Origin of the sequence: Ensifer sp. SSB1, from assembly GCF_016652895.1 — a bacterium.
Classification (GTDB): Bacteria; Pseudomonadota; Alphaproteobacteria; order Rhizobiales; family Rhizobiaceae; genus Ensifer.
The window spans coordinates 1-23,889 of sequence record NZ_JAEPRP010000111.1; the positions used below are offsets into that span (position 1 = coordinate 1).

General features: G+C 64.0%; 23 protein-coding genes. 19 read left to right on the forward strand and 4 right to left on the reverse strand.

Annotated features, from left to right (window positions below; genetic code table 11):
* Positions 1 to 35: 35 nt before the first annotated feature.
* Positions 36 to 446, forward strand: a complete 411-nt coding sequence (locus I8N66_RS24175; protein ID WP_291158901.1) for a GFA family protein — start codon at positions 36 to 38, stop codon at positions 444 to 446.
* Between the two features lie 45 nt (positions 447 to 491).
* On the opposite strand, the gene I8N66_RS24180 is transcribed toward I8N66_RS24175, so the two are convergent.
* The 3 genes from I8N66_RS24180 to I8N66_RS24190 all read right to left on the reverse strand — a co-directional run bounded on the left by I8N66_RS24180 (position 492) and on the right by I8N66_RS24190 (position 2,911).
* Entirely contained in the window at positions 492 to 1,115 is a 624-nt protein-coding gene (locus I8N66_RS24180) for a LysE family transporter (RefSeq protein ID WP_113538566.1), read from the reverse strand.
* 195 nt (positions 1,116 to 1,310) lie between these two features.
* Entirely contained in the window at positions 1,311 to 1,763 is a 453-nt protein-coding gene (locus I8N66_RS24185; RefSeq protein ID WP_291158906.1) for an Lrp/AsnC family transcriptional regulator, read from the reverse strand.
* Positions 1,764 to 1,852: 89 nt separating this feature from the next.
* Positions 1,853 to 2,911, reverse strand: coding sequence for a LacI family DNA-binding transcriptional regulator (locus I8N66_RS24190; RefSeq protein WP_291158910.1), 1,059 nt, complete (start codon positions 2,909 to 2,911; stop codon positions 1,853 to 1,855).
* Between the two features lie 243 nt (positions 2,912 to 3,154).
* On the opposite strand from I8N66_RS24190, the gene I8N66_RS24195 reads away from it, so the two are divergent.
* From I8N66_RS24195 to I8N66_RS24280, 18 genes are all read left to right on the forward strand, one after another.
* Positions 3,155 to 4,147, forward strand: a complete 993-nt coding sequence (locus I8N66_RS24195; RefSeq protein WP_113538569.1) for an autoinducer 2 ABC transporter substrate-binding protein — start codon at positions 3,155 to 3,157, stop codon at positions 4,145 to 4,147.
* 150 nt (positions 4,148 to 4,297) lie between these two features.
* The gene (locus I8N66_RS24200; protein ID WP_291158913.1) at positions 4,298 to 5,812 is read left to right on the forward strand and encodes a sugar ABC transporter ATP-binding protein; all 1,515 of its coding nucleotides are present in this window, start codon (positions 4,298 to 4,300) and stop codon (positions 5,810 to 5,812) included.
* On the forward strand, positions 5,805 to 6,806 hold the full coding sequence (locus tag I8N66_RS24205) for an ABC transporter permease (protein WP_291158916.1): 1,002 nt from the start codon (positions 5,805 to 5,807) through the stop codon (positions 6,804 to 6,806). The genes I8N66_RS24200 and I8N66_RS24205 overlap by 8 nt, the downstream gene beginning before the upstream one ends.
* Complete coding sequence (locus I8N66_RS24210) at positions 6,803 to 7,801, forward strand: ABC transporter permease (protein WP_291158919.1); 999 nt, start codon at positions 6,803 to 6,805, stop codon at positions 7,799 to 7,801. Before I8N66_RS24205 ends, I8N66_RS24210 begins: the two co-directional genes overlap by 4 nt.
* Before the next feature lie 2 nt (positions 7,802 to 7,803).
* Positions 7,804 to 8,652, forward strand: a complete 849-nt coding sequence (locus tag I8N66_RS24215; protein ID WP_291158921.1) for a sugar phosphate isomerase/epimerase — start codon at positions 7,804 to 7,806, stop codon at positions 8,650 to 8,652.
* A gap of 48 nt (positions 8,653 to 8,700) precedes the next feature.
* Positions 8,701 to 10,170, forward strand: coding sequence for an FGGY family carbohydrate kinase (locus tag I8N66_RS24220; RefSeq protein ID WP_291158923.1), 1,470 nt, complete (start codon positions 8,701 to 8,703; stop codon positions 10,168 to 10,170).
* Positions 10,167 to 10,862 carry a class II aldolase/adducin family protein gene (locus tag I8N66_RS24225; protein WP_291158926.1) on the forward strand — a complete coding sequence of 232 codons (696 nt, stop codon included), beginning with the start codon at positions 10,167 to 10,169 and terminating at the stop codon, positions 10,860 to 10,862. The genes I8N66_RS24220 and I8N66_RS24225 overlap by 4 nt, the downstream gene beginning before the upstream one ends.
* Before the next feature lie 100 nt (positions 10,863 to 10,962).
* The gene (locus tag I8N66_RS24230; RefSeq protein WP_291158929.1) at positions 10,963 to 11,520 is read left to right on the forward strand and encodes a gluconokinase; all 558 of its coding nucleotides are present in this window, start codon (positions 10,963 to 10,965) and stop codon (positions 11,518 to 11,520) included.
* A gap of 227 nt (positions 11,521 to 11,747) precedes the next feature.
* Entirely contained in the window at positions 11,748 to 11,936 is a 189-nt protein-coding gene (gene bcsN / locus I8N66_RS24235) for a cellulose biosynthesis protein BcsN (RefSeq protein WP_291158931.1), read from the forward strand.
* Positions 11,933 to 14,116: a tetratricopeptide repeat protein gene (locus tag I8N66_RS24240; RefSeq protein ID WP_291158932.1), complete on the forward strand. Its 2,184-nt coding sequence runs from the start codon at positions 11,933 to 11,935 to the stop codon at positions 14,114 to 14,116. The genes bcsN and I8N66_RS24240 overlap by 4 nt, the downstream gene beginning before the upstream one ends.
* 310 nt (positions 14,117 to 14,426) lie before the next feature.
* Positions 14,427 to 15,590: an isovaleryl-CoA dehydrogenase gene (locus I8N66_RS24245; RefSeq protein ID WP_113538582.1), complete on the forward strand. Its 1,164-nt coding sequence runs from the start codon at positions 14,427 to 14,429 to the stop codon at positions 15,588 to 15,590.
* 45 nt (positions 15,591 to 15,635) lie between these two features.
* The gene (locus I8N66_RS24250; protein WP_113538583.1) at positions 15,636 to 17,243 is read left to right on the forward strand and encodes a carboxyl transferase domain-containing protein; all 1,608 of its coding nucleotides are present in this window, start codon (positions 15,636 to 15,638) and stop codon (positions 17,241 to 17,243) included.
* Between the two features lie 10 nt (positions 17,244 to 17,253).
* Entirely contained in the window at positions 17,254 to 17,637 is a 384-nt protein-coding gene (locus I8N66_RS24255; protein WP_113538584.1) for a RidA family protein, read from the forward strand.
* A gap of 15 nt (positions 17,638 to 17,652) precedes the next feature.
* The gene (locus I8N66_RS24260; RefSeq protein WP_291158944.1) at positions 17,653 to 19,641 is read left to right on the forward strand and encodes an acetyl/propionyl/methylcrotonyl-CoA carboxylase subunit alpha; all 1,989 of its coding nucleotides are present in this window, start codon (positions 17,653 to 17,655) and stop codon (positions 19,639 to 19,641) included.
* On the forward strand, positions 19,638 to 20,507 hold the full coding sequence (locus tag I8N66_RS24265; RefSeq protein ID WP_291158947.1) for a hydroxymethylglutaryl-CoA lyase: 870 nt from the start codon (positions 19,638 to 19,640) through the stop codon (positions 20,505 to 20,507). Before I8N66_RS24260 ends, I8N66_RS24265 begins: the two co-directional genes overlap by 4 nt.
* Positions 20,504 to 21,289, forward strand: coding sequence for a crotonase/enoyl-CoA hydratase family protein (locus tag I8N66_RS24270; protein ID WP_291158950.1), 786 nt, complete (start codon positions 20,504 to 20,506; stop codon positions 21,287 to 21,289). Before I8N66_RS24265 ends, I8N66_RS24270 begins: the two co-directional genes overlap by 4 nt.
* A gap of 71 nt (positions 21,290 to 21,360) precedes the next feature.
* Positions 21,361 to 21,732, forward strand: coding sequence for an antitoxin Xre/MbcA/ParS toxin-binding domain-containing protein (locus tag I8N66_RS24275; protein WP_291158953.1), 372 nt, complete (start codon positions 21,361 to 21,363; stop codon positions 21,730 to 21,732).
* Positions 21,732 to 22,241 (forward strand): RES domain-containing protein, encoded by a 510-nt coding sequence (locus tag I8N66_RS24280; RefSeq protein ID WP_291158956.1) that lies wholly within the window; start codon positions 21,732 to 21,734, stop codon positions 22,239 to 22,241. Before I8N66_RS24275 ends, I8N66_RS24280 begins: the two co-directional genes overlap by 1 nt.
* A 48-nt stretch (positions 22,242 to 22,289) precedes the next feature.
* On the opposite strand, the gene I8N66_RS24285 is transcribed toward I8N66_RS24280, so the two are convergent.
* Complete coding sequence (locus I8N66_RS24285) at positions 22,290 to 23,654, reverse strand: FAD-binding oxidoreductase (protein ID WP_291158959.1); 1,365 nt, start codon at positions 23,652 to 23,654, stop codon at positions 22,290 to 22,292.
* Positions 23,655 to 23,889 lie beyond the last annotated feature (235 nt).

Consider the following 23,889-nt stretch of genomic DNA (forward strand, 5'->3'; position numbering starts at 1 on the left):
GTCTTTCGAATCAAGTATAGTTTGGAGATTGAGCCATGGCGACCACAGCTGCCGGCAAGAAGAAAGCGCTGTTTACCGGAGGATGCCTTTGTGGCTCAATCCGCTTCGAGGCACGGGCAGCGGCCGGCAAGCCGCACACGTGTTCGTGCAAGATGTGTCAGCGCCACTCGGGCGCGCTGACTGTGGCCTGGGTTGAATTCCCGCGGGACGTTGTCGCGTGGACCGGGCCGGGCGGAGCGCCCGCGGTCTATCGCTCGTCTGACTATTCCAGCCGCGCCTTCTGCCCCGCCTGCGGCAGCAGCATCGGTGCGATCGACGATGCCCCCGTGGTCGCGTTGCTGCTCGGTATCTTCGACAAGACGAACGCCGCCGAATTGATCCCCACCAGCCACAGCTTCCGCTCCACGCGGCCCAAATGGTGGCACGTGGAAGCGGTCAAGCCGTAGAGATTTGAAAGGCGCGGAGAACTGGTCCAACCGGTCGCGACGGTGCTAAAACAGCCCCTTGGCGGCGGCTCCAATGGCGATGATACCGAAGGCGATCAGGACCAGGCCCGAAATGCGGGACACCCAGGCGACGAAACTGTCCGGCAGCTTTTTGCGGGCAATTGCCACGCCGCCGCTTAGGAAAAACCACCAGCCGAGCGAGCCGAGGAAGACGCCGATAACGACGATGGCGGCACTCAGTGCATCCCCGGCCCCGGCGAGGCCCAGACCCGCGAAGATCGCGGCGAAAGAGAGGATCGTCGCCGGGTTGGTCATCGTCAGCAGAAAGGTCGAGACGGTCGTGCGGATGAGGTCGCGTCCGCCGACATCGGCCGCGGCCGTCACCGGTTTTGGCCGCAATCCACTCCAGCCGAGCCAGATCATGAACAGGCCGCCAGCGACGCTGAGCGGCATCGCGATGATCGCGAGCACTGCCGCAAAGGCGGCAAAGCCGATCGCCGCAAGGGCCGCATAGGTGGCATCGGCGGCGGCGGTACCCAACCCACCGGCGACGCCCGCCCAGAAGCCGCGCTCCAAGGTGCGGTTGATGCAGAGCGCTCCGATCGGGCCGAGCGGGGCCGCGATCGCGAGGCCGAGCAAGAGGCTTTTTCCAAACAGCAATGTAGACATGGCATAGGGCTCCAGGCTGCAGCATGCTCGCCAGCCGATGGGGATGGAGCACGCGCAGCAATTCGAGAAAAGTTGCAGCAGACTGACAGCGCCGCGCGCTTAAAAGACACGCTCGGGTCGCTGTGACACTTCAAGGCGCCGCATAAATTTGCCTCCACATCGATATCGATCTGAGGGCTTACGCAGGCGCGTCCGTCAGGCGCGCGGTGCCGTCGTCGTCAGGCTTTCCCGGACGGTCGACAGCGCGATCACCGTTTCGCTTCGCGCCAGGAACCGCCTTTGCTTCATTTCCGCAAGGAACGGTTCGAGGTCGCCGAGCGACGGCATCCGGACCTTGACGCAGTAGGACCAGGCGCCGGTCACGTGGTGGCATTCCGCCACGGCCGGATGGCCGGCCATGAATGTCCGAAACGCTGCCTCGTCCGCATCCGGGGCGAGGCCCACCCAGACAAAGGCCAGGACGTCGAGGCCGAGCGCGCGATGATCGACCTCGACGGTGAAATTTCGGATCACGCCATTGGCGACGAGCCGGCGAATGCGTTCGTTGACGGCCGACGGTGACAATTCCACCGCAGCGCCGATATCGGTCAGCGACCGCCTCGCATCGTCAGCGAGAATTTCGATGATTTTTCTGTCAACGTCATCCATGTCCAATTAATACGCTGAATACGATAGAATGTACAGAGGAATTTTCTGTTATGTATTGCGCGCGCCAAGGAAACGATGGCAGCGTCTGGCTATTCGATATCCTTCAAGGCATCGAGCGGGCCCGTCAGCGCCGTTCGCGGCTGCACCAGTTCGGGCTGGATAAGGTGGATACGCGGCTGCGGCCGAGCCTCGTCGATGACCTCGAAGGCTTTGGTGATCATGCCTTCGACATCCTGCCGGATCATGATGACGGGGAAGGGCAGGAAGGACGCGAAGGGATCGTAATCGTAGCAGCCGACCACGAGGTCGGCGAAGTTCTCGTGCGGATGCCCCGCCATGAAACGCAGCAGCCCCTCGAAGTTGATCGACGAGTTGACGAAGAGGCCGCGCGGCAGCTTGCCATGCTTCTCGTAGAAGGCCTCGAAGGCGAGCCTGGCATTGTTCGGTGCGTAGCCTGTCGGATGGATGCATTCGTCCGGATCGGCGCCGAGCAGTTCGCTTTTCACGACGCGGAACCCGCGGATACGTTCGCGGCTGGCATGGTCGTTTCGGCCGCCGAAGAGGTAGAGTTCATGCGGCTCGAGGGGACCCGATGCCTGGAAGTGGCGGATGATCGCCTCCGTCAGCATCCGCCCGCCCTCGTAGTTGTCGCTGATGACGGAGGGCACCTTGGTGCCGGGCAGGTCGATGTTGACGTGCTTGAGACCGGCCGCCTCACAAACCTCGTGCACGCCATCCGGGTCGGTGGCGCCGCAGATGAACAGCTCGTCGATCGAATAGGAGATCAGCGTCTCGGCGGTCTTGCGCTCCTCTTCCGGATCGCGGCTGGCGCTGACGACGATCGGGCATTGCCCCTTGCTTCGGACATGCGCCTCGAAGGTCTGCGCCATCGACGAGAAATAGCGGTTGTCGTGGATCGGCAGCAGCAGGCCGATGAGGCCGGAGCGGGAACTGCGCAACCCGCGCGCCTGGCGGTTGGCCGTATACTGGTGGGTTTCGGCCAGGCTGCGGATCAACTCCGCCGTGCTTTCCTTGATCCGGCGTTTCTGCCAGGTGCCGTTCAGGACCGCACTTACGGTTGAGGGAGAACTCCCTGACAACACCGACAGGTCGTAGATCGTCGCTTTCTTTTTGCTGCTGCTGGCCATCGCATTCTCCCCTGATCGTTTTAGTGCCGATTTCCCCTTGACGAAAGATTAAGTCTGCACAATAGTTCGTGCACCATCGATTGTGCAAACAAGAAATATCGATTGTGTAAATTTGATGGTGTCGTCTGAGGAGGCGGCGATCAGGGAGGCGAGGGAGCACTTCGCCAGTGATGGTTTGAAACTGGAGGCCGGCGCCAAGGCGACCGGGCGCGTTCCCCCTTTGGGAGCGAGTGGAGGAGAGACATGATCAGGAAATTTCTCGTCGCCGCCCTGGCGACATCGCTGGCGCTTGCCAGCTCTGCAGCCGCCTTCGCACAGGATGCCGGCAAGGTCGGCGTTGTCGTCAAGATCGGCGGCATTCCGTGGTTCAACGCCATGGAGGCCGGCATCAAGGAGCGCGGCCAGAAGCTTGGTATCGACGCCTTCATGGTCGGCCCGACCAGCGCCGACCCGGCGCTGCAGGTGCGCGCCATCGAAGATCTTATCGCCCAAGGCGTTAAGGTCATTGGCGTGGTGCCGAACGATGCCAAGGTGCTTGAGCCGGTTCTGACCAAGGCCAAGGAAAAGGGCATCATCGTCATCACCCATGAGTCGCCGAGCCAGAAGGGTGCCGACTGGGACTTCGAACTCGCATCCTCCACCGGTTTCGGTGAGGCGCATGGCAAGCTGCTCGCCGAGAAGATGGGCGGCAAGGGCGAATATGCCGTCTTCGTCGGCTCGCTGACCGTGCCGCTGCACAATGCCTGGGCCGATGCGGCAATCGCCTACATCAAGAAGAACCATCCGGACATGACGCTGGTCGGCGACCGCTACGGTGTTGCCGAAGACGTCGACAAGAGCCGGTCGACCGCACTTGACCTGATCTCTGCCCATCCGAACCTGAAAGGTTTCCTTGCCTTCGGCAGCCAGGGCCCGATCGGTGCCGGCCGCGCAGTCGAAGAGCGCCGCAAGGTCGGCGAGATCTTTGTGCTCGGCCCCTTCTCGCCGGGCCAGGGCCAGAAGCTGGTGAAGTCTGACGCGATCTCCGGCGGCTTTATGTGGAATCCGAAACAGGCCGGTGAAGTCTTCGTCACGCTCGCCGACAAGCTGATGAAGGGCGAGGAGGTCAAGGACGGTGACGAGATCGAAGGTCTCGGCAAGGTCAAGCCGGACTTCGAAAACCGCAACATCATCGTCGATCAGCTCGTGCCGATCAACAAGGACACGGTTGCGGATCTCGCGGCCATGGGCCTCTGACGCCTAGAATTTAAGGGTTCTCCCGGCTGCTGGGCCGGCTACGGCCGGCCTGGCAAGTCCTTTCAAGGGTACAGGGCGGGATGAGGACACGTGTTTGCGGTTTTCGTCCGCATCCCGCTCCAACCTAACGTGATTTGGGGGCGCAGACCCATGCATAAGCTTGCGACCGCGGGAGGAGGCGAAAAGCCGCTTCTGTCCCTGCGCGACATCAACATGACCTTCGGTGGCGTCCGTGCGCTCAAGAATGTGAGCTTCGACGTTCGCCCCGGCGAGGTTCATTGCCTGGCCGGCGAAAATGGCTGCGGCAAGAGCACGCTGATCAAGATCATCACCGGTGTCTACCGCCCCGCCGATGGCGCCGCTATCGAATATGATGGCGAAAGCTATTCCCACATGTCGCCGGTGACCGCACAGGACCGCGGCATCCAGGTCATCTGGCAGGATCTGGCGCTTTTCCCGGAAATGAGCGTCGCCGAAAACATAGCGTTTCAGACAGTGCTCGGCCGCTGGCCGAAATTCGTCGACTATGGTCGCATGCGCCAGATCGCGACCGATGCGCTCGCCCGCCTCGGCGTGACGCTCGATGTCGATCTGCCGCTCAAGGAATACGCGATTGCCCAACGCCAGATCGTAGCGATTGCGCGCGCTCTGGTGGGTGAAGCGAGGCTCGTGTTCATGGACGAGCCGACAGCATCGCTGACCCAATCGGAAACCGATCACCTGCTCGATATCGTTCGCGGCCTTTCCGCCTCCGGCGTGGCCGTCGTCTTCGTCAGCCATCGGCTTGCCGAGGTGCTGGAGATTTCAAGCCGCATCACTGTCTTGCGCGACGGTGCCTTGGTCGGCGTCTATCCCGCCGCCGGCATGACGCAATCACGCATCACCGAACTGATGACCGGCAAGACCTTCGATCAGCAGGTGAGGGCAAAGCCCCGCGACGGCCAGCCGGTGGTGCTGGATGTAAAGGGCCTTTCCCGCCCTGGGCAGTTCGAAGATATCTCGCTCACCGTGCGCCGCGGCGAAACACTGGGAATTACCGGACTGCTCGGCGCGGGACGCACGGAGCTGGCGCTAACGCTTTTCGGTATGCGGAAGCCGGCATCCGGCACCATTGCGCTCGATGGCAAGCCGGTCCGCTTTTCTTCCAACCGCGATGCGATCGCGGCGGGCGTCGCTTATCTGTCGGAGGACCGGCTGTCACTCGGCCTCATCCAGCCGCAGTCGATTGCCGACAATCTGGTGATCAGCTCGCTCGACAAGATCCTCTCCGGTGGCCTGCTTTCCGAGGAGCGCAAGCGCAGCCTTGTCGGCCGCTGGATCGCCGATCTCGGCGTCAAGATCGGCCTGCAGCAGGATGCGATCTCCACGCTTTCCGGCGGTAACCAGCAGCGGGTGGCGATCGCCAAGTGGCTGGCGACCGATCCGAAGCTTTTGATCCTCGACGCGCCGACCGTCGGCGTCGACGTCGGCGCACGCGCCGGCATCTTCGACATCGTCGCGCGGCTTGCCGAGACCGGCCTTGCGATCATCCTCATCTCCGACGAAGTGCCGGAAGTCTATTTCAACGCCGACCGGGTGCTGCACATGGCGCAGGGCCGCATCGTCGGCAGTTATGACCCGCGCAGCGCTTCGCTCGCCGAGATCGAAGGAGCGGTCTATGCGTAGCTTCGTCCGCACCCGCGCGACGGAAGTGTCGCTGCTTGCCGTCATCATCGCCATCAGCGCCGTACTCTCGGTTTCGACCGCGAACTTTTTCTCGCTCGGCAACGCCTTCGACCTGCTCAACATCAGTTCGGTCAACATCATCTTCGCCGTCGGATTGCTGGTGGTGCTGATCGCCGGCGGTATCGATATCTCCTTCGCCGTCGCTGCGTCCGTCGTCCAGTACGGCACGGCGATCGCGCTCGGCTGGATCGGCGGCGGAGGCTGGATCTCGGGGCTTTTGATCGCCGGCTCGCTTGGCATCCTGCTCGGTGCGATCAACGCCTTCCTGATCCACCGCTTCCGGGTGATCTCGATCGTTGCGACGATCTCGACCTTCAATATCTACTTCGGCCTCTTGATGTTTTTCACCAAGGGCGTGTCGATCTACGACCTGCCGGACTGGCTGACGGATCGCGTCATCCTGTTCGAGCATGAGATGGCCGACGGAACCTGGGTCGAAATCACGCTGCCCGTTCTGGTCATGGTGCTTTGCGTCATCGCCACCTGGGTTCTGATCACCCGCACCACAACCGGTCGCCAGCTCTATGCCTTCGGCGACAATCCGGAAGGTGCGCGCCGCTTCGGCATCAACATCGGCGCCATGCAGTTCATTGCCTTCGGCTGGCTCGGCCTGATGGCCGGAATCGGCGGCCTCATCCAGGCGCACTATGCGCAGGAGGTGGTGCCGAACGCGCTCTATGGACGCGAGCTCGACGTGCTGGCGGCGGTCGTCCTTGGCGGCGCGCGGCTTGGCGGCGGCAAGGGCTCGGTGCTCGGCTGCGTGCTCGGCGTGCTCCTGATCTCGATCACCCAGAACGGCCTCAACCTGATGGGCGTCTCGCCCTTCGCCTTCAAGATGATCATCGGCGCCATCATCCTCGTGGCGATCACGCTCTCCAACACCCGCATCGAAAGGCTCCTGCCTTTCGTCAGCCAGAAAGGAGCCGGACGATGAGCGCGATTGTCGACCGCGTGAAGACCCTTATCGGGCCGGAAATGGCCGGGCCGGGGTTGGCTTTCCTCGCTGTGATGCTGGTTTTCGGCATCGCCTCGCCGCAGTTCCTGAGCGCCGCCACCTTCGGCTCGGTCGCTTTCCAGCTTCCGGAACTCGGCCTGCTGACGCTGGCGATGCTATTGCCGATCCTCACCGGTGGGCTCAATCTCGCGATCACCTTCACGGCCAACATTGCCGGGCTGACGCTCGCCTGGGTGCTGCAGGCAAATGGCGGGGTGGATGCCAGCCCCGGCGCCTTCCTGCTCGGTTCGGTGCTGGCGATCCTCGTCGGTGCGGCGAGCGGTGTGGTAATGGGGCTGGTGATCGCCTTTACCCGCGCGCATCCGATCCTGGTGTCGCTGTCGATGATGATCTTCCTGCGCGGCCTCGGCGAGTTCCTGACGCGCGGCGGCGACGTCTCGGGCTTTCCGGCCTTCCTTGGTCCACTCGGTCACGGCACCTTCCTCGGCCTGCCGATCCCGCTCATCGTCTTCATCATCTGCGTGTTGGCCTGGCACGTGCTGCTCACCCGCACGAAGCTCGGCTTCAACACCTACATGATCGGCTCCAATATCGAGGCGACGCGTTATTCCGGCATCAACACCCGCAAGGTGATCGTGCTGGTCTATGCGCTTTCGGGCGCCATGTGCGCGATTGCCGGCATCATCATGCTGGCGCGCTTCAATTCCGTGCGCATCGGCCACGGCGAAAGCTACCTGCTGATCACGGTGCTCGCCTGTTTCTTAGGCGGCGTCAATCCGTTCGGCGGCTTCGGCCGGGTCATTCCGGTCTTCGTCGCCCTGGTGGTGCTGCAGCTTCTTTCTTCCGGCCTCAACCTCGTCGGCGCCAACCAGCATCTGGCGACCGCCGTCTGGGGGATGCTGCTCGCCGGCGTCATGGTGCTGCGCTTCGTCGCCACCAAGTTCAAGATTTCATTTGTCAGAAAGGAAACATGACCATGCAGGGTTTTGGCGTCCATACGAGCATGTGGACCATGAATTGGGATCGTCCCGGTGCCGAACGCGCCGTGGCTGCGGCGGTAAAGTATGGGGTCGATTTCATCGAGATCCCGATGCTCAATCCGCCGGCGGTCGATACCGCCCATACCAAGGCGCTGCTCGAGAAGCACAAGCTGCGCGCCGTATGCTCGCTCGGCCTGCCGGAGCGCGCCTGGGCATCCGTCCGTCCCGATGCGGCGATCGAGCATCTGAAGGTGGCGATCGACAAGACGGCCGACCTCGGCGGCGAGGCGCTTTCCGGCGTCATCTATGGCGGCATCGGCGAGCGCACCGGCGTACCGCCGACCGAAGCCGAGTACGACAACATCGCCCGCGTGCTGCAGGCGGCAGCCAAGCATGCGAAATCGCGCGGCATCGAGCTTGGTGTCGAGGCGGTCAACCGCTACGAGAACCACCTGATCAACACCGGCTGGCAGGCGGTCGACATGATCAAGCGGGTTGGTGCCGACAATGTCTTCGTGCATCTCGATACCTACCACATGAACATCGAGGAAAAAGGCATCGGCACCGGCATCCTCGATGCGCGCGATTTCATCAAATACATCCACCTGTCCGAAAGCGATCGCGGCACGCCGGGCTACGGTAACTGCGCCTGGGACGAAATCTTCGCGACGCTGGCGGCGATCGGCTTCAATGGCGGTCTGGCGATGGAGAGCTTCATCAACATGCCGCCGGAAGTGGCCTATGGCCTTGCCGTCTGGCGGCCGGTCGCCAAGGACGAGGAGGAAGTCATGGGCAACGGCCTGCCGTTCCTGCGCAACAAGGCGAAGCAATACGGGTTGATCTAGGGAAGGGCGCTTCGGCGCCTGACTCTGTTGACAGTGGAGGCTCGCGAGATGTCATTCAAGGCAGACGACGAAACCGCTACGGTGGCCGTACTCGATGTCGGCAAGACCAATGTGAAGCTTAACGCGGTCACGGCCGATGGCGTCGTTCTGGAAACACTGAGCGTCGCCAATCCGGTGCTGCCGGGGCCTCCCTGGCGGCATCACGATCTCGATAGCCTCGGCGAATGGATCTTCTCCAGTCTCGCAGCGCTCGCCAGCCGCCATCCGTTGCAAACCTTCGTCGCTGCCGGTCATGGGTCCGGCGGCGTGCTCGTCGGCGATGACCCGGACGCAGCAGCCGGTGCCGCCCTGCCGATGATCGACTACGAACAGCCGCTGCCGGAGGCGATCCGGAAAGGCTACGCGCCGCTTGCCGGGTCCTTCTTCGATCGCGGCAGCGCGATGATGCACAGCGCCACCCACCAGGCGCGCCAGCTCTACTGGATGCAGGAGCACGCGCCGGATGCAGTCGCCGCCGCGCGCTGGTATCTCGGCCTGCCGCAATATTGGGCCTGGCGTCTGTCCGGCGTTGCTACGTCCGAGGCGAGCCTTCTCGGCGCGCAATCGCATCTCTGGAACGTCGCCGAACGTCGCTTTGCGCCCATCGTCGGTGCGCGCGGCTGGCAACGGCTGATGCCGGATTTCGCTGATGCCTGGCAGGTTCTCGGCTCCGTGCGCCCGGAGTTCGCCCGCCGCTACGGGCTACCGGAGGCACTGCGCGTGCTGGCGGGTGGCCACGACAGCAGCCTCAATCACTATCGCTATCACGCAGCCGGCCTCGGCGATTTCATTGTCGTTTCCACCGGTACGTGGATCGTCGGCTTTTCCGGCCGCACACCGCTCGACCGGCTCGACGAGCATCGCGGCATGACATTGAACAGCGATGTCTTCGGCAACCCGCTCGGTGGGGTGCTTACCATGGGCGGGCGCGAATTTTCGCATGTGACGGGTACGGCACCTTCGGCGGCACCCGTTCCGGACGACGTGGTGCTCGGGCTGATCGCCAGACGCACCATGGCCTTGCCGTCCTTCGGCGACGACGACGGTCTCTTTCCGGGAAGCGCCGGACGCGGCCGTATCGGCGGGCCGCCGGCAGAGACACCGGTCGAACGCAAGGCGCTGGCGCTGCTTTATTGTGCCTTGCTGACGGTGGAATGCGTCGAGGCATTGGGGCCGGGGCCGCTGGTCGTGCTCGACGGAAGCTTCCTGCGCGATCCCCTTTATGCCCGTCTCGTCGCGGCGCTCATGCCGAGCCGGCGGGTGCGCTTCAATCTCGACGCCTACGGCGTGGCATCCGGCGCTGCACTGCTTGCAGGGGAGGGCCGGCGCAAGGGGCCGGCGCCGCTCTCGCTCGCCGATCCCGGTGACATCTCGCATCTATCGCCAGCGGTCGCCGTTTACGCGTCGCAATGGCGGGCCCGTGCGCGCGCCGGGCACAACAATGGTTTCAGTCGCGACTTCGAAAGGACATATCGATGACCAAGACCGACATTCTGTCGCTCCGCCGCGAGATGGTGGACATCTGCTGCCGGATGAATTCGAGCGGCATCAATCAGGGCACCGCAGGCAACATTTCGGTGCGCACCGATACCGGTTTCCTGATCACGCCATCGTCGCTGCCCTATCAGACGATGCAGCCCGACGACCTTGTCGAAATGGATTTCGACGGTACCTATGCCGGTCTTCGCCCGTCGTCCGAATGGCGGTTCCACCGTGATATCCTGCGGGAGCGGACGGATATCAACGTCGTGCTCCATTGCCATTCGGTCTATGCGACGACGCTTGCCTGCCATCACAAGACCATTCCAAGTTTCCACTACATGACCGGCATTGCCGGCGGCACGACGATCCGCTGCGCCGAATATGCGACCTTCGGTACCCAGGCGCTTTCCGACAATGCGCTGGTGGCGCTCAAGGACCGTACCGCCTGCCTGCTCGGCCAGCACGGCCAGATCTCGCTCGGTAAGACGCTCGAGTCCGCCCTGTGGCTGGCGATCGAGATCGAAACCCTGTCGCGCATGTATGTCCAGGCGCTGACGCTCGGCGAGCCGCCGGTTCTGCCGGACGACGAGATGGAGCGGGTCATCGCCCAGATGCGCCGCATGAGCTACGGCCAGGCGCCGGATGGCGAGGGCGTCAACGACGTGGCCCGTCCCCGCGCTGCCGTCTAGGGCGCATCCGGCCGTATCTGCTCAGGAGCCTTGTTCGTCCGCTATCGCAAAGGTATCAGGAGGGATCAGTGCGGCGGATGCAAGGAGCGAGGTGCAGCCCATGTCGAACGATCACGCGTCCGAGGCTGGCATCCGCCTGGCATTTCCCGGCTCCATTGTCGTGATGGGTGTGTCGGGTACCGGCAAGACCTCGGTCGGCGAGGCCATTGCCGCCGCCTGCGGCTACCGTTTCGTCGAAGGTGATGCGCTGCATCCCGAGGAAAACATCCGCAAGATGTCGGCGGGCATTCCGCTCACCGACGCGGACCGTTTGCCGTGGCTGAAGGAGATCGGCCGGCAGCTCGCGGCCGGTGAAGCGCCGCTCGTCGTCTCCTGCTCGGCACTGAAGCGCAGCTATCGCGATCTGCTGCGCGATTGCGCCGGTGGACCCGTCGCTTTCGTCTACCTGCACGGCGAACGCGATGTTCTCATTGGGCGGATGCAGCGCCGGACCGGACATTTCATGCCCGCTTCGCTGCTCGACACGCAACTCGCGACGTTGGAAGACCCGGCCGGCGAGCCTTTGACCGTGACCGTGGACATCGCTCCGCCGCGGCCGGACGTGATCCATGCGGCACTTGCCGAGCTTGCGGGACTGGGCGTCGCGAGCGGCGGCTAGCGCCGGCCTTCAGGCGGTTCCTCAAAAAAACTGATCCTGCAAATCGATAAAGCTGCGAGCCGCGGGCTCGTTGCGTCGGTGCCCCTATTCTTCTCGGGTTTTCGAAATGGGGTGAATCAACTAATGCTCAGCCCATGACGCAAGGATATCTGATTCGGAGATTCGGCCTGCCTGAAGAGCGGCCGCGCCTTTCGAAAGGCTGGCATGCTCCCTTCGCGGTGGCAGCTTTGCTGGCTGCAACGGCGGCGATATCCGGTTGCACGACGCGCCAGGATGTCGGAACGCCGACCGGCAGCGTGATGGTTCTCGCGGAAAATGCACTGATCCTGCCGCCGCCCGGCGGTCCGGCGGTCTTGAACGTTGTCGAGCGACGCCGCACCAATGCCATCGAGCAGGAGCGTCCGGAGTGTCTATGAAATCCTCAATCGTTGCCATTGCCGCTGTGATGACTACGGTGATCGGGGTTGCCGGACTGACCGATGGCGGCTTCCTGCGGCCAAACAGCAATAAGCTCCCGGGGTTGCCTGACCCATCGCCGGAGACGACCACAGCTATTGCCAGCCTGACGGACAAGGCCTCGCGAAGCCCGGCTCCACAGTTCACCGAGGTTGCACAGGCCGATAAACCTTCCGAAGAAAGGGCGAGCCAGAGAAAGACGCCTCCCGTCGTCGACGAATCGGCGCTTCGCTACTTCGCGGCAAAAGGCGATACTGGTCGACTTCAGGCCGAAATTTCGCGCTTGCGTTCACTCTATCCGGATTGGGTGCCGCCGTCCGACCCGTTGGCCGTGCCACGGAACAATGACGTCGCGCTCGAAACCATGTGGAAGGGCTATTCGGAAGGCCGCTACGCTGAAGTCCGCCAGGCGATCGCCGAGCGTCAGGCGAAGGATGCCGCATGGCAGCCGCCATCGGATCTTCTGGAGCGCCTGAACGTCGCCGAGGCGCGGGCCCGGCTCGTGAACGCCTCCGAACTCAAGCAGTATGAGACCGTGATCTCGGTCGCCGCCAGCACGCCGAGCCTTCTCACCTGTTCGGAGGTGGATGTGCTCTGGCATGTCGCCCAGGCCTTTGCCGAGACCAAGCGCCCCGAGCGGGCGCGCGATGCCTATCTTTACGTCTTGAACAACTGCGAGGACGCTCCGGAACGGCTCGCCACCGTGCAGAAGGCCGCTGCGACGCTACCTTACGCAACGATGCAGGACCTCCTCGCGCTCGAGCGCAGTTCTCCCGAAGGTGTCGCGGAATTCGAGAGCGTCCGCGACGACCTCGCCCGGCGTTTCGTCGCCGAAGGTGACACGGACAAGGCGCTCACGGTCGATCCGAAATATGTCCAGCGCGTCGAGCGCTTGGCCGCGGCCGGTGGCACGGCGAGCGATGCGCTGCTGCTCGGCTGGTATCATTTGCGGCGCGACAACATGAGTGCTGCCGAGCAATGGTTCCGGCGTGCGCACGACAAGGAAGATTCCGCTTCGGCCTCGCAGGGGTTGGCTTTGACGCTGGTTGCCCGCAAGGTGCCTGCGGAGGCGGAAGCGGTTCTCTATCCGTGGCGGGACAGTTCGCCCGACGCACTCGCAACGTACTTTGCGGCCACGGCCAACCTGCTCGCGATCGATCCGCCGATGACCCTGGATGCGGCCGTGTTGGCGCGGATCGCCGCGGAAACCACCAAGGCCCGTGAGCCGGCAACGGCACAGCAGTTCGGCTGGTACGCGCGCGCCCTCAATCAGCCGGCGACCGCTGCGCAATGGTTCGCGACGGCGCTCCGCTGGAAGCCGGACGACGAACCTTCGGCCTACGGCCTTGCGCTCAGCCGCGACCAGTTGGGCGACAAGGACGGGGTCGTCGAGATCCAGCGACTGTGGTCGGGTCGTTCTGAACGCATCGCCCGCCTCGGCGAAGTCAAAGAACAGCTTGCCGACGTCAACCGTGCGCGGGTCCCGACTGCCGAGACGCAGAGGAGCTCTCCAGAGGCTTCTACGCGCACGACCGTTGTGATGGAGACCGTCGAGCAGCCGGTTGCCCAAAGGCCACGGGTCGCCGGCACCACCCAAAAAGTCGTGCGCAGCGGAGCTGGCTGCAGAACGACGATCAACCCAGCCAGACTGGTGCCGCAGGCGGCGCTCAACCGCGGCTGGTGCCTGATGGACCTCAACCGTCCGCTGGAGGCGGCCGAAGCTTTCGAAGTCGCGCTTCAGGCCCCGGCATCGCAGATCCGAGAAGACGCCGCCTACGGCCAGAGCCTCGCGTACTTGCGCGCCGGCCTGACCAACAAGGCCGCGGTTTCCGCAACCAAGTCGCGGCAGAGCCAAGGGCGAGTTGACGAGTTGCAGACGGCCATTCTGGCCGATCGCGCCATTGCGGCCTTCGATGCCAAGCGCTATCGCGAGGCGATCCTGTTTCTGGACCAGCTCGGACAAATTTCAAGCCGGCGCCAGGACCTGATGGTGCTGCGCGGTTATGCCTATATGAACCTCAATCGCTTTGAGGAAGCCCGGCGGATATTCGGGGCGCTCGCTGCCACGGGCAATCGCGACGCCATGCAGGGCCTGGCGGCCGTTGGCGATAGCCAGGAAATCTGGCCGAACAAGAATTGAGCCTCTGCGCTCTTCGAACCAGCCGCAGAATCTCTACGATTTCCGTGTGGACGATCTGCACCTGTTGCGGTCGCGCGCGCCCGGCGATCGCTTCACGCACAGGATGCAATCGATAGGCACCTCGGGATTTTCATATCGTGCTTGGCTTCGCCCCTCTTTGGAAGGAAATTAGCGAAACGCGGTGCTATCGTCCGGCCATGTCGCGGCATTGATATCGTTGCAATCGCCGCGTTGCGCGTAGAGGATGAAGCGTTATCGTCCGGCCGCTGTGGGAGGAGACCGCGCTGGCCGGCACGATGGGAGGATAGACATGTTTCAGGGCGGGTTGAACTTCGCGCTTGGCGAGGACATTGACGCATTGCGAGAGACCGTGCAGCGCTTTGCAACGGACCGCATAGCGCCATTGGCGGATCAGACCGATCGAGACAACGCATTTCCAATGCAGCTTTGGCGCGAGATGGGCGAACTCGGCCTGCTCGGCATTACAGCCGGCGAAGAGCACGGTGGTGCCGGCATGGGCTATCTCGCCCATTGCGTGGCGATGGAAGAAATCAGCCGCGCATCTGCCTCGATCGGCCTCAGCTACGGCGCCCATTCCAATCTCTGCGTCAACCAGATCAATCGTAACGGCAATGCCGACCAGAAGGCGCGTTACCTGCCGAAGCTGATTTCCGGCGAATATGTCGGCGCGCTCGCAATGTCGGAGCCCGGCGCCGGATCCGATGTCGTCTCGATGACGCTCAGGGCCGACAAGCGCGGCGACCGCTATGTTCTCAACGGCAACAAGATGTGGATCACCAATGGTCCGGACGCCGACGTGCTCGTGGTCTATGCCAAGACCGATCCTGCGGCCGGCCCGCGCGGCATCACCGCCTTTCTCGTCGAGAAGGGCTATGCCGGGTTTTCCACCGGCCAGAAGCTCGACAAGCTCGGCATGCGTGGCTCCAACACCTGCGAGCTGATCTTCAAAGACTGTGAAGTACCCGAAGAAAACGTGCTCGGCATGGTCGGCGGCGGCGTTCGCGTGCTGATGTCCGGGCTCGACTACGAGCGCGTGGTGCTTTCGGCAGGTCCCCTCGGCATCATGGCCGCTTGCCTTGATGTCGTCGTCCCCTATCTGCATGAGCGCAAGCAGTTCGGTCAGCCGATCGGCGAATTCCAGCTGATGCAGGGCAAGCTCGCGGACATGTATGTGACGGCGAATGCGGCGCGCGCCTATGTCTATGCGGTGGCGGCAGCCTGCGATCGCGGAGAGACGACGCGCAAGGATGCGGCCGGCTGCATTCTCTACGCAGCCGAGAAGGCGACGGCGCTCGCGCTCGAGGCAATCCAGGCGCTCGGCGGCAACGGCTACACGAACGACTACCCGGCGGGCCGCCTGCTGCGCGATGCCAAGCTCTACGAGATCGGTGCCGGTACCAGCGAAATTCGCCGCATGCTGATCGGCCGGGAGCTGTTCACCGAGACGAGCTAGGCAGCGTGAGACGAAAGCGGCCGAACTCGATCCAATGAGGACCTCATGACCGTTCTGAAATCTCACATCTCGCCGTCCTCCGAAACGTTCAGGGCCAATCAGGCGGCCATGGCCGAGGCGATCTCGACGGTCGAGGAGGCCGTGAAGCTTGCGGCCGGCGGTGGGGGCGATGCCGCGCGCGAGCGCCATGTCAGCCGCGGCAAGCTACTGCCGCGCGATCGCGTCGCCAACCTCATCGATCCGGCAACGCCCTTTCTCGAAGTCGGAATGACGGCTGCGCACGGCATGTACAATGGCGATGCACCGGCGGCCGGGTTGATCACCGGCATCGGTCGGGTCTCGGGCCGCGAATGCATGATCGTCTGTAACGATCCGACGGTCAAAGGCGGCACCTACTATCCGCTGACGGTGAAGAAGCACCTGCGCGCGCAGGAGATTGCCGCGGAAAACAATCTGCCCTGCATCTACCTCGTCGATTCCGGCGGCGCCAACCTGCCGAACCAGGACGAGGTCTTCCCGGACCGCGATCACTTCGGCCGGATCTTCTACAACCAGGCCAACATGTCGGCCGCCGGCATTCCGCAGATCGCCGTTGTCATGGGCTCGTGCACGGCTGGCGGAGCCTATGTGCCTGCCATGTCGGACGAGACGATCATCGTCGAGGGGCAGGGCACGATCTTCCTGGCTGGACCGCCGCTCGTGCGTGCCGCGACCGGCGAGGTGGTCTCGGCAGAGGATCTCGGTGGCGCCGACGTGCATACCCGCCTTTCCGGCGTAGCCGATCACCTGGCGCGGGACGACGCCCATGCGCTGGCGCTCGCCCGCCGCGCCGTTGCTGCGCTCAATCGCCGGAAGCCGCTGTCGGTCGAACTCGCGACGCCCGAGCCGCCGCTCTACGATCCGCAAGAGATCGCCGGCATCGTGCCCGCCGACCTGCGCACGCCCTACGATATCCGCGAGGTCATCGCCCGCGTCGTCGACGGTTCTCGCTTCGACGAGTTCAAGGCGCGTTATGGTACGACGCTCGTCTGCGGCTTTGCCCATGTCCACGGCATCCCGGTCGGCATCATCGCCAACAATGGCGTGCTATTCTCGGAATCGGCATTGAAGGGCGCGCATTTCGTAGAACTCTGCGCCCAGCGCAAGATCCCGCTTGTGTTCCTGCAGAATATCACCGGATTCATGGTCGGGCGGAAATACGAGACCGAGGGCATCGCCAAGCACGGTGCAAAGCTGGTGACCGCGGTGGCGACGGCGCGGGTGCCGAAGGTGACGATGCTCGTCGGCGGCTCCTTTGGCGCCGGCAATTACGGCATGTGCGGCCGCGCCTTCTCGCCGCGCTTCCTGTGGACCTGGCCGAACAGCCGCATCTCCGTCATGGGCGGCGAACAGGCGGCCGGCGTGTTGACGACGGTGCGCAGCGAGGCGCTGAAGCGGGCGGGCACGCCCTGGAGCGACGAGGAGGAGGCGCGGTTTCGCCAGCCGATCCTCGATCTCTTCGAGCGCCAGAGCCACCCGCTCTATGCCTCGGCAAGACTTTGGGACGATGGCGTCGTCGATCCGCGCAAGACCCGCGATGTGCTCGGCCTGTCGCTTTCGGCAGCGCTCAACGCGCCGATCGAAGACACGCGCTTCGGCCTCTTCAGGATGTAGGGAGATCCGGATGAAACGCGAAAACATCAATGCCGGCGATGCGCCGCAACCGCGCGGAGGCTATTCGCAGGCCGTACGGCTCGAAGATTTCCAGCGCCTTTTGTTCGTCAGCGGTCAGGTGCCGCTCAGCGCCGAAGACGTCCTGCCGGAAGGGTTCGAGGCGCAGGCGCGTCAGGTCTGGTCGAATATCGATGCGCAATTGCGCGCCGCGGGCATGAGCAAGGCGGATATCGTCAAGGTGACGGTCCTGCTTGCCGACCGGCAGCACGCGATGGCCAACCGCGCGGCCCGGCAGGAATATCTGGGTGCTCTCGCGCCCGCCATGACGGTAGCGATCGCCGGGATTTTCGATGCCGGCTGGCTGCTCGAAATCGATGTGATCGCAGCGCAATAGGGCCTGGGGATGCCGATGTTTTCCAAACTCCTGATTGCCAATCGCGGTGAGATCGCCTGCCGGGTGATGCGCACCGCCAAGCGCCTCGGCATTCGCACGGTCGCGGTTTACTCCGACGCCGACGTGGGAGCACTGCATGTGGCGCTCGCCGATGAGGCGATCCGCATCGGTCCGCCGCCGGCGCTCGAAAGTTATCTTTCGGCCGAACGCATCATCGCCGCAGCGCGCTCGGTCGGCGCCGATGCGATCCATCCAGGCTATGGCTTTCTCTCGGAGAATGCGGATTTCGCCGAAGCCGTCGAAGCGGCGGGCATCACCTTCGTCGGGCCTTCGGCGCGCGCGATCCGTGCGATGGGTTTGAAGGATGCAGCCAAGGCACTGATGGAACTGTCCGGCGTGCCGGTGGTCCCCGGTTACCACGGCGAGCGGCAGGAAGCCGAATTCCTTGCGGAAGAGGCAGCGACTGTCGGCTATCCGGTGCTGATCAAGGCGCGTGCCGGCGGCGGCGGCAAGGGCATGCGGCGCGTCGACAGCGCTCCCGAGTTTTTGGCCGCACTCGAAGCGGCGCGGCGCGAGGCGGAGGCCGCCTTCGGCGACGGCTCGGTGCTGATCGAGAAATATCTGACGAAGCCGCGGCATATCGAGGTGCAGGTCTTCGGCGACCGGCACGGTAATATTCTGCACCTTTTCGAGCGTGACTGCTCGCTGCAACGCCGCCACCAGAAGGTGATCGAGGAAGCGCCGGCCCCCGGCATGACCGCGGAAGTGCGGCAAGCCATGGGCGATGCTGCGGTTCGGGCTGCCCAAGCGATCGGCTATGTCGGCGCCGGCACCGTCGAATTCATCGCCGACGTGACGAACGGGCTTTGGCCGGATCAGTTCTATTTCATGGAAATGAACACCCGGCTTCAGGTCGAGCATCCGGTGACCGAGGCGATCACCGGCATAGATCTCGTCGAATGGCAGCTGCGGGCGGCGGCCGGCGAAGCGCTGCCCAAACGCCAGAGCGAGATCGGCATCGACGGCTGGGCGTTCGAAGCCCGCATCTATGCGGAAGACCCATCTCGCGGCTTCCTTCCGGCGACGGGGCGGCTGACGACGATGAGCTTCCCGGAGGATGGCGTACGTGTCGACGCCGGTGTACGGCAGGGCGACCGGATCACGCCTTTCTATGATCCGCTGATCGCCAAGCTGATCGTTCACGGCCCGAACCGTTCGGCCGCGCTTGCGAAACTTGAAAATGCGCTGAGGGCGTGCCGCATCGGTGGCACCATCACAAATCTCGATTTTCTGGCGCGCCTTGCTGCGGAACCGGATTTCCGCGCCGGACATCCCGATACCGGCCTGATCGACCGTTCGATCGATCATCTCACGGCAACGATGGCGCCGAGCGATGCGGCACTGGCACTGGCGGCGATCGTCTCTACCGGAGCGCTGCTGCCCGATGGATCTCCCGATCCGTGGTCTTCGCTCGGCCACTGGCAGATCTGGAGCGATGCCAGCCGGAACGTCACGATCGAGCACACGGGCGGGCGATCGACAGTGACGCTCGCCGCTCGCGGTCGCGACCAGTTCGCGGTTCACACAGGAACCGCGGCACTGCCCGTGGTGATCCTCGACCGCTTCGCCGATGGCGCCCGTGCGGAAATCTCGGGTGCGCAGCATGAGTTCCGCTTCCTGCGCGAAGGCGAGCAGATCACCCTGTTCCTCAACGGTGAGAGCTATGTCCTGCGTCTGCCCGATGCGCTAGGGGCCGGTCATTCCAGCGAGGTGGCCGATGACGAGGTATCGGCGCCGATGCCCGGCATCGTCAAGCTCATCCGGGTCCGCCCCGGTGACGCGGTCGAAAAGGGACAGGCGCTCGCCGTCATGGAGGCGATGAAGATGGAGCTCACACTGTCGGCCTCGCGCGCCGGCGTCGTCGAGAGCGTGTTGGTCAGCGAAGGCGAGCAGGTGACTGCCGGCGCCGTTCTGGTGATGCTCCAGCCGGAGAGCGCGGAATGAGTGGAGCGTCGCCTGGGTATGTGACGATCGTCGAGATGGCGCCGCGCGACGGGCTACAGAACGAAAGCGGGCTCGTCCCAACCGCCGACAAGATCCGCCTGGTCGACATGCTGTCCGACTGCGGCTACCAGCGGATCGAGGTGACGAGCTTCGTCAGCCCGAAATGGGTGCCGCAGATGGCCGACGCCGCCGAGGTGATGGCCGGCATTCAAAGGCGCTCCGGTACACGTTACGCGGTGCTGACGCCCAACATGCGCGGGCTTGAGGCGGCACTTGACGCGGGCGCCGACGAGGTGGCGATTTTCGCTTCCGCTTCCGAGACCTTCTCGCAGAAGAACATCAATTGTTCGATTGCCGAGAGCATCGAGCGCTTCCGGCCGGTTGCAGAAGTGTGCCGAGAGAAGGGACTTCCGCTCCGCGGCTATGTCAGTTGCGTCGTCGAATGCCCCTATGAGGGTGCGATCGGGCCGGCCAGCGCCACCCATGTCGCCGGCCTGCTTGATGAACTCGGCTGCTACGAGATCAGCCTTGGCGATACGATCGGCCGCGGTACACCGGAGGCGGTGGACGCGATGCTGGCTGCGGTGCTCGACATCATCCCGGCCGATAGGCTCGCCGGGCATTTTCACGATACATCCGGCCGCGCGCTCGACAACATTGCCGTTGCGCTCGATCGCGGACTCAGGGTCTTCGATGCGTCGGCAGGCGGTCTCGGCGGCTGCCCCTATGCGCCGGGTGCTGCCGGCAACGTCGATACGCTCGCCGTCAACGCCTTCGTCACAGGTAAAGGGTTCTCGACCGGCCTCAACGCGGCGAAGCTCGATCAGGCGGCCGCTTTCGCGCGGACCTTGAGGACACGATCATGACCTTCGAAACGATCCGGATTGCCACCGACGCACGCGGTGTCGCCCGGCTAACGCTGGCGCTGCCGCAGAAGCACAATGCGCTTTCGGCGCGGATGATCAGAGAGTTGACTGAGGCGGCGCACCTGCTTTCGGTCGATCGCTCGGTCCGCGCGGTTATCCTGGAGGGCGAAGGCCGCAGCTTCTGCGCCGGTGGCGATCTTGGCTGGATGCGCGAACAGTTCGACGCGGATCGGGCGACCCGCATTGCCGAGGCGACGCGGCTGGCCTTGATGTTCAAGGCGCTGAACGAGATCGCCAAGCCGGTGGTCGGTCGCCTGCATGGCAATGCCTTCGGTGGCGGTGTCGGCCTTATGAGCATCTGCGACGCGGCGGTTGCCGCGGCCGGCGCCAAGTTCGGTCTGACCGAGACGCGTCTCGGCCTGATCCCGGCCACCATCAGCCCCTATGTCGTCGCCCGTATCGGCGAGGGCAAGGCGCGGCCACTGTTCATGTCCGCTCGGCTGTTCAGTGCGGAGGAGGCACGCGCCCTGGGGCTCGCCACCACCGTTGTCGCGGCCGACGCGCTGGACGCAGCGGTCGAAGCGGAGATCGAGCCCTATTTCGCGGTCGCGCCGGAAGCCACTGGCCGGGCCAAGCGGCTTGCGCGTTCACTCGGCGCCCCGATCACCGAACAAACTATTGCCGCGACGATCGAGCAGCTTGCCGATTGCTGGGAGTCCGACGAGGCGCGTGAGGGTGTCGGCGCCTTCTTCGACAAGCGTGAGCCTTCCTGGCGGCAATAGGCTTCCTTGAAGTGGGCGCTATTTGAGCCTATTTTGATCACATGATGATCAAAGCAAGATCGGATCGTGCCATGGCTGCCGTCGGTTTCAATGTCTCCGCCGCCGACTACGGCGAGAGCCAATCGTCCTTTCTCTCCGCCCGGCTGGTCGCCGATCGCCTCGGCGTCACGCTTGCCGAACTGGCGAGGCTGATCGGTGTCGCCCGCAACACGCTGACGGCGAAGTCGAGTGCCCGCAAGGTCGATGCGGCTTTGAGCGTCGTCGTGCGCATCCTCGCGATGGCCGGTGAAATGGCAGGAGACGACAGCCGCGCCGTCATCTGGTTCAAGCACCAGCCGATCCCCGGCTGGGCCGGCAAGACCGCCTATGACCTCGTCGGCGAAGGCAAGGCCGACAAGGTGCTCGCCTACCTCGAGGCCGTGCGTTCCGGCGTCTACGCCTGATGGCGGGAAGCGAGCCGGTGCGCCTTTGGCGCGCCTATGTCCCGCGCTGGGCGCATGCGCCGCTCTCCGGTGAGGGCGCCGCGCGCTTCGGCGGGCGCTGGAACCCTGTTGGAACACCCGCGATCTACGCTGCCCGCGAACTCTCGACCGCCTGGGCCGAATACAATCAGGGTTTCGTCCAGCACCCGGCGCTGATCGCCCAGCTCGAACTGCGCTATGCGCGCCTTGCTGATCTGACGGCGGCGGATACGCTGTCCGATCTTGGGTTCACCGAAGAGATCCATCGATGCGAATGGCGCGATGTGCTCGATCGCGATCTGGTGCCGGAGACACATCGGCTGCAGGTGGAGCTCGGCGCGCGCGGCTTCGACGGGCTAGTCTATCCGTCCTTCATGTCGCCCGGCGGTACCTGCGTCGCGCTCTGGCGTTGGAACGAAGGCGAGGGGGCAGAGTTGAAGGTGATCGACCCGGATGGGCGCCTGCCGAAGACGCCGGCTTCCTGGCTTTGAAGCCTTATTCCAGCGATAGAAAACTGTGTCACAGCTTCCCTCGCTGGCTCAGATCACCTTGCCCGGATTGAGGATGCCGTTCGGGTCGAGCGCCTGCTTGATCCGGCGCATCAGTTCAAGCTCGGCGGGGCTGCGCGAATGGTCGAGGAAATCCCGCTTCAGCGTGCCGATGCCGTGTTCGGCCGAAATCGAACCTTTGTAGCGCCGCACGATCTCATAGACGATTTCGTCGACGACATGCGGCGTTTCCGCGTCGCTGTCGGGTTCCGAGAAGGCGACGTGCAGATTGCTGTCGGCGACATGGCCGAAGAAGGAGACATGGGCGGCCGGGAAACGGGCGGAAAGAGCCTCGCCGCATTCTTCGGCGAAGCGGCCGATCTCGCCGATCGGCAGGCTGATATCGAGGTTGACCAGGGCTGGCAGCAGCTGGTCCATCGCGTGGCCCTCGCGAACGCTCCAGAAGGAGCGGCTTTCTTTCTCCGACTGGGCAATCAGCGCATCGAAGATGATGCCGTCTTCGAGCGCCTCTCCGAGAATGGCTTCGAATGCATCGCGCTCGCTGTCATCCCCCAGCAGGTCCTGCTCGACGATGACGGCGAAGGGCGGAACGTCATCAAAAAGCTTCTGCTTGCCCGCCTCGGCATTGAAGCGGAAATAGTTCTGCCACATGGCCTCGAAGGCCGAGAGCCCTGGCAGGCGCCGCTGGCATCGTGTCAGGAAGGCAACCACATTGTCGTAGCTGTCCAGCGCGCAGAGCGCCGTCAGTCGGCCGGCGGGCAGCGGCCGCAGGCGCAGGACCGCGCGGGTAATCACCCCGAGTGTTCCCTCGGAACCGATGAAATACTGCCTCAGATCGTAGCCGGTGTTGTTCTTGATCATCTTGTTGAGCGACGAGATCACGGTTCCTTCGGCGAGCACGACTTCGAGGCCGAGCACATTGTCGCGCGTCACGCCATAGCGCAGCACGCGGATACCGCCGGCATTGGTGGCGAGATTGCCGCCGATCTGGCAGGTGCCGCGGGCGCCAAGATCGATCGGCAGCAGGAAGCCGGCGTCTTCGGCGGCGCGTTGCGCCACTTCGAGCGGCGTACCGGCGCGCACCGTCATGGTCCCGGCTTGCGGGTCGATCTCTTCTATGCCGGTGAACCGTTCGAGCGAAATCACCACCGCGTCACTGCCGGCATTTGCGCCGCCGGCAAGTCCGGTCAGCCCGCCCTGAACGACGATGCTCTGGTTGGTCCCGTTGCAGAGCCGGAGGGCTGTGGCGATCTCTTCGCTGGTTGTCGGCCGGATCACAGCCTTCGGCAGCTCGCGGCCGATCAGGCTGGCGTCGCTGCGATGGCGTTCGCCGATCTCGGCTCCGGTGAGCACGATATCGCCGAGGGCTTGTTTCAGGTCGTCGACGATCGTCATGCGCATCTCCCGTTTCCGCGGCCTTGGCCGGCAGCGGGCGTCCCTGCTTAGCGCATCTCGAAGCAAACCGAAATCGGCTGGCGAGGCTCAAGCGCCCTTCGCCAGCCTGTGACAGGTCGATGAGATCAGGTGCCCGTGCGGGCGAGTTCGAAGGCTTCCGTTTCTCCGGATTCCTCGGCCTCTTGCTGTTCCGTCTTTGCCTCTGCCGTCTCCTGCCTCTTATCCCTGAAGAGTT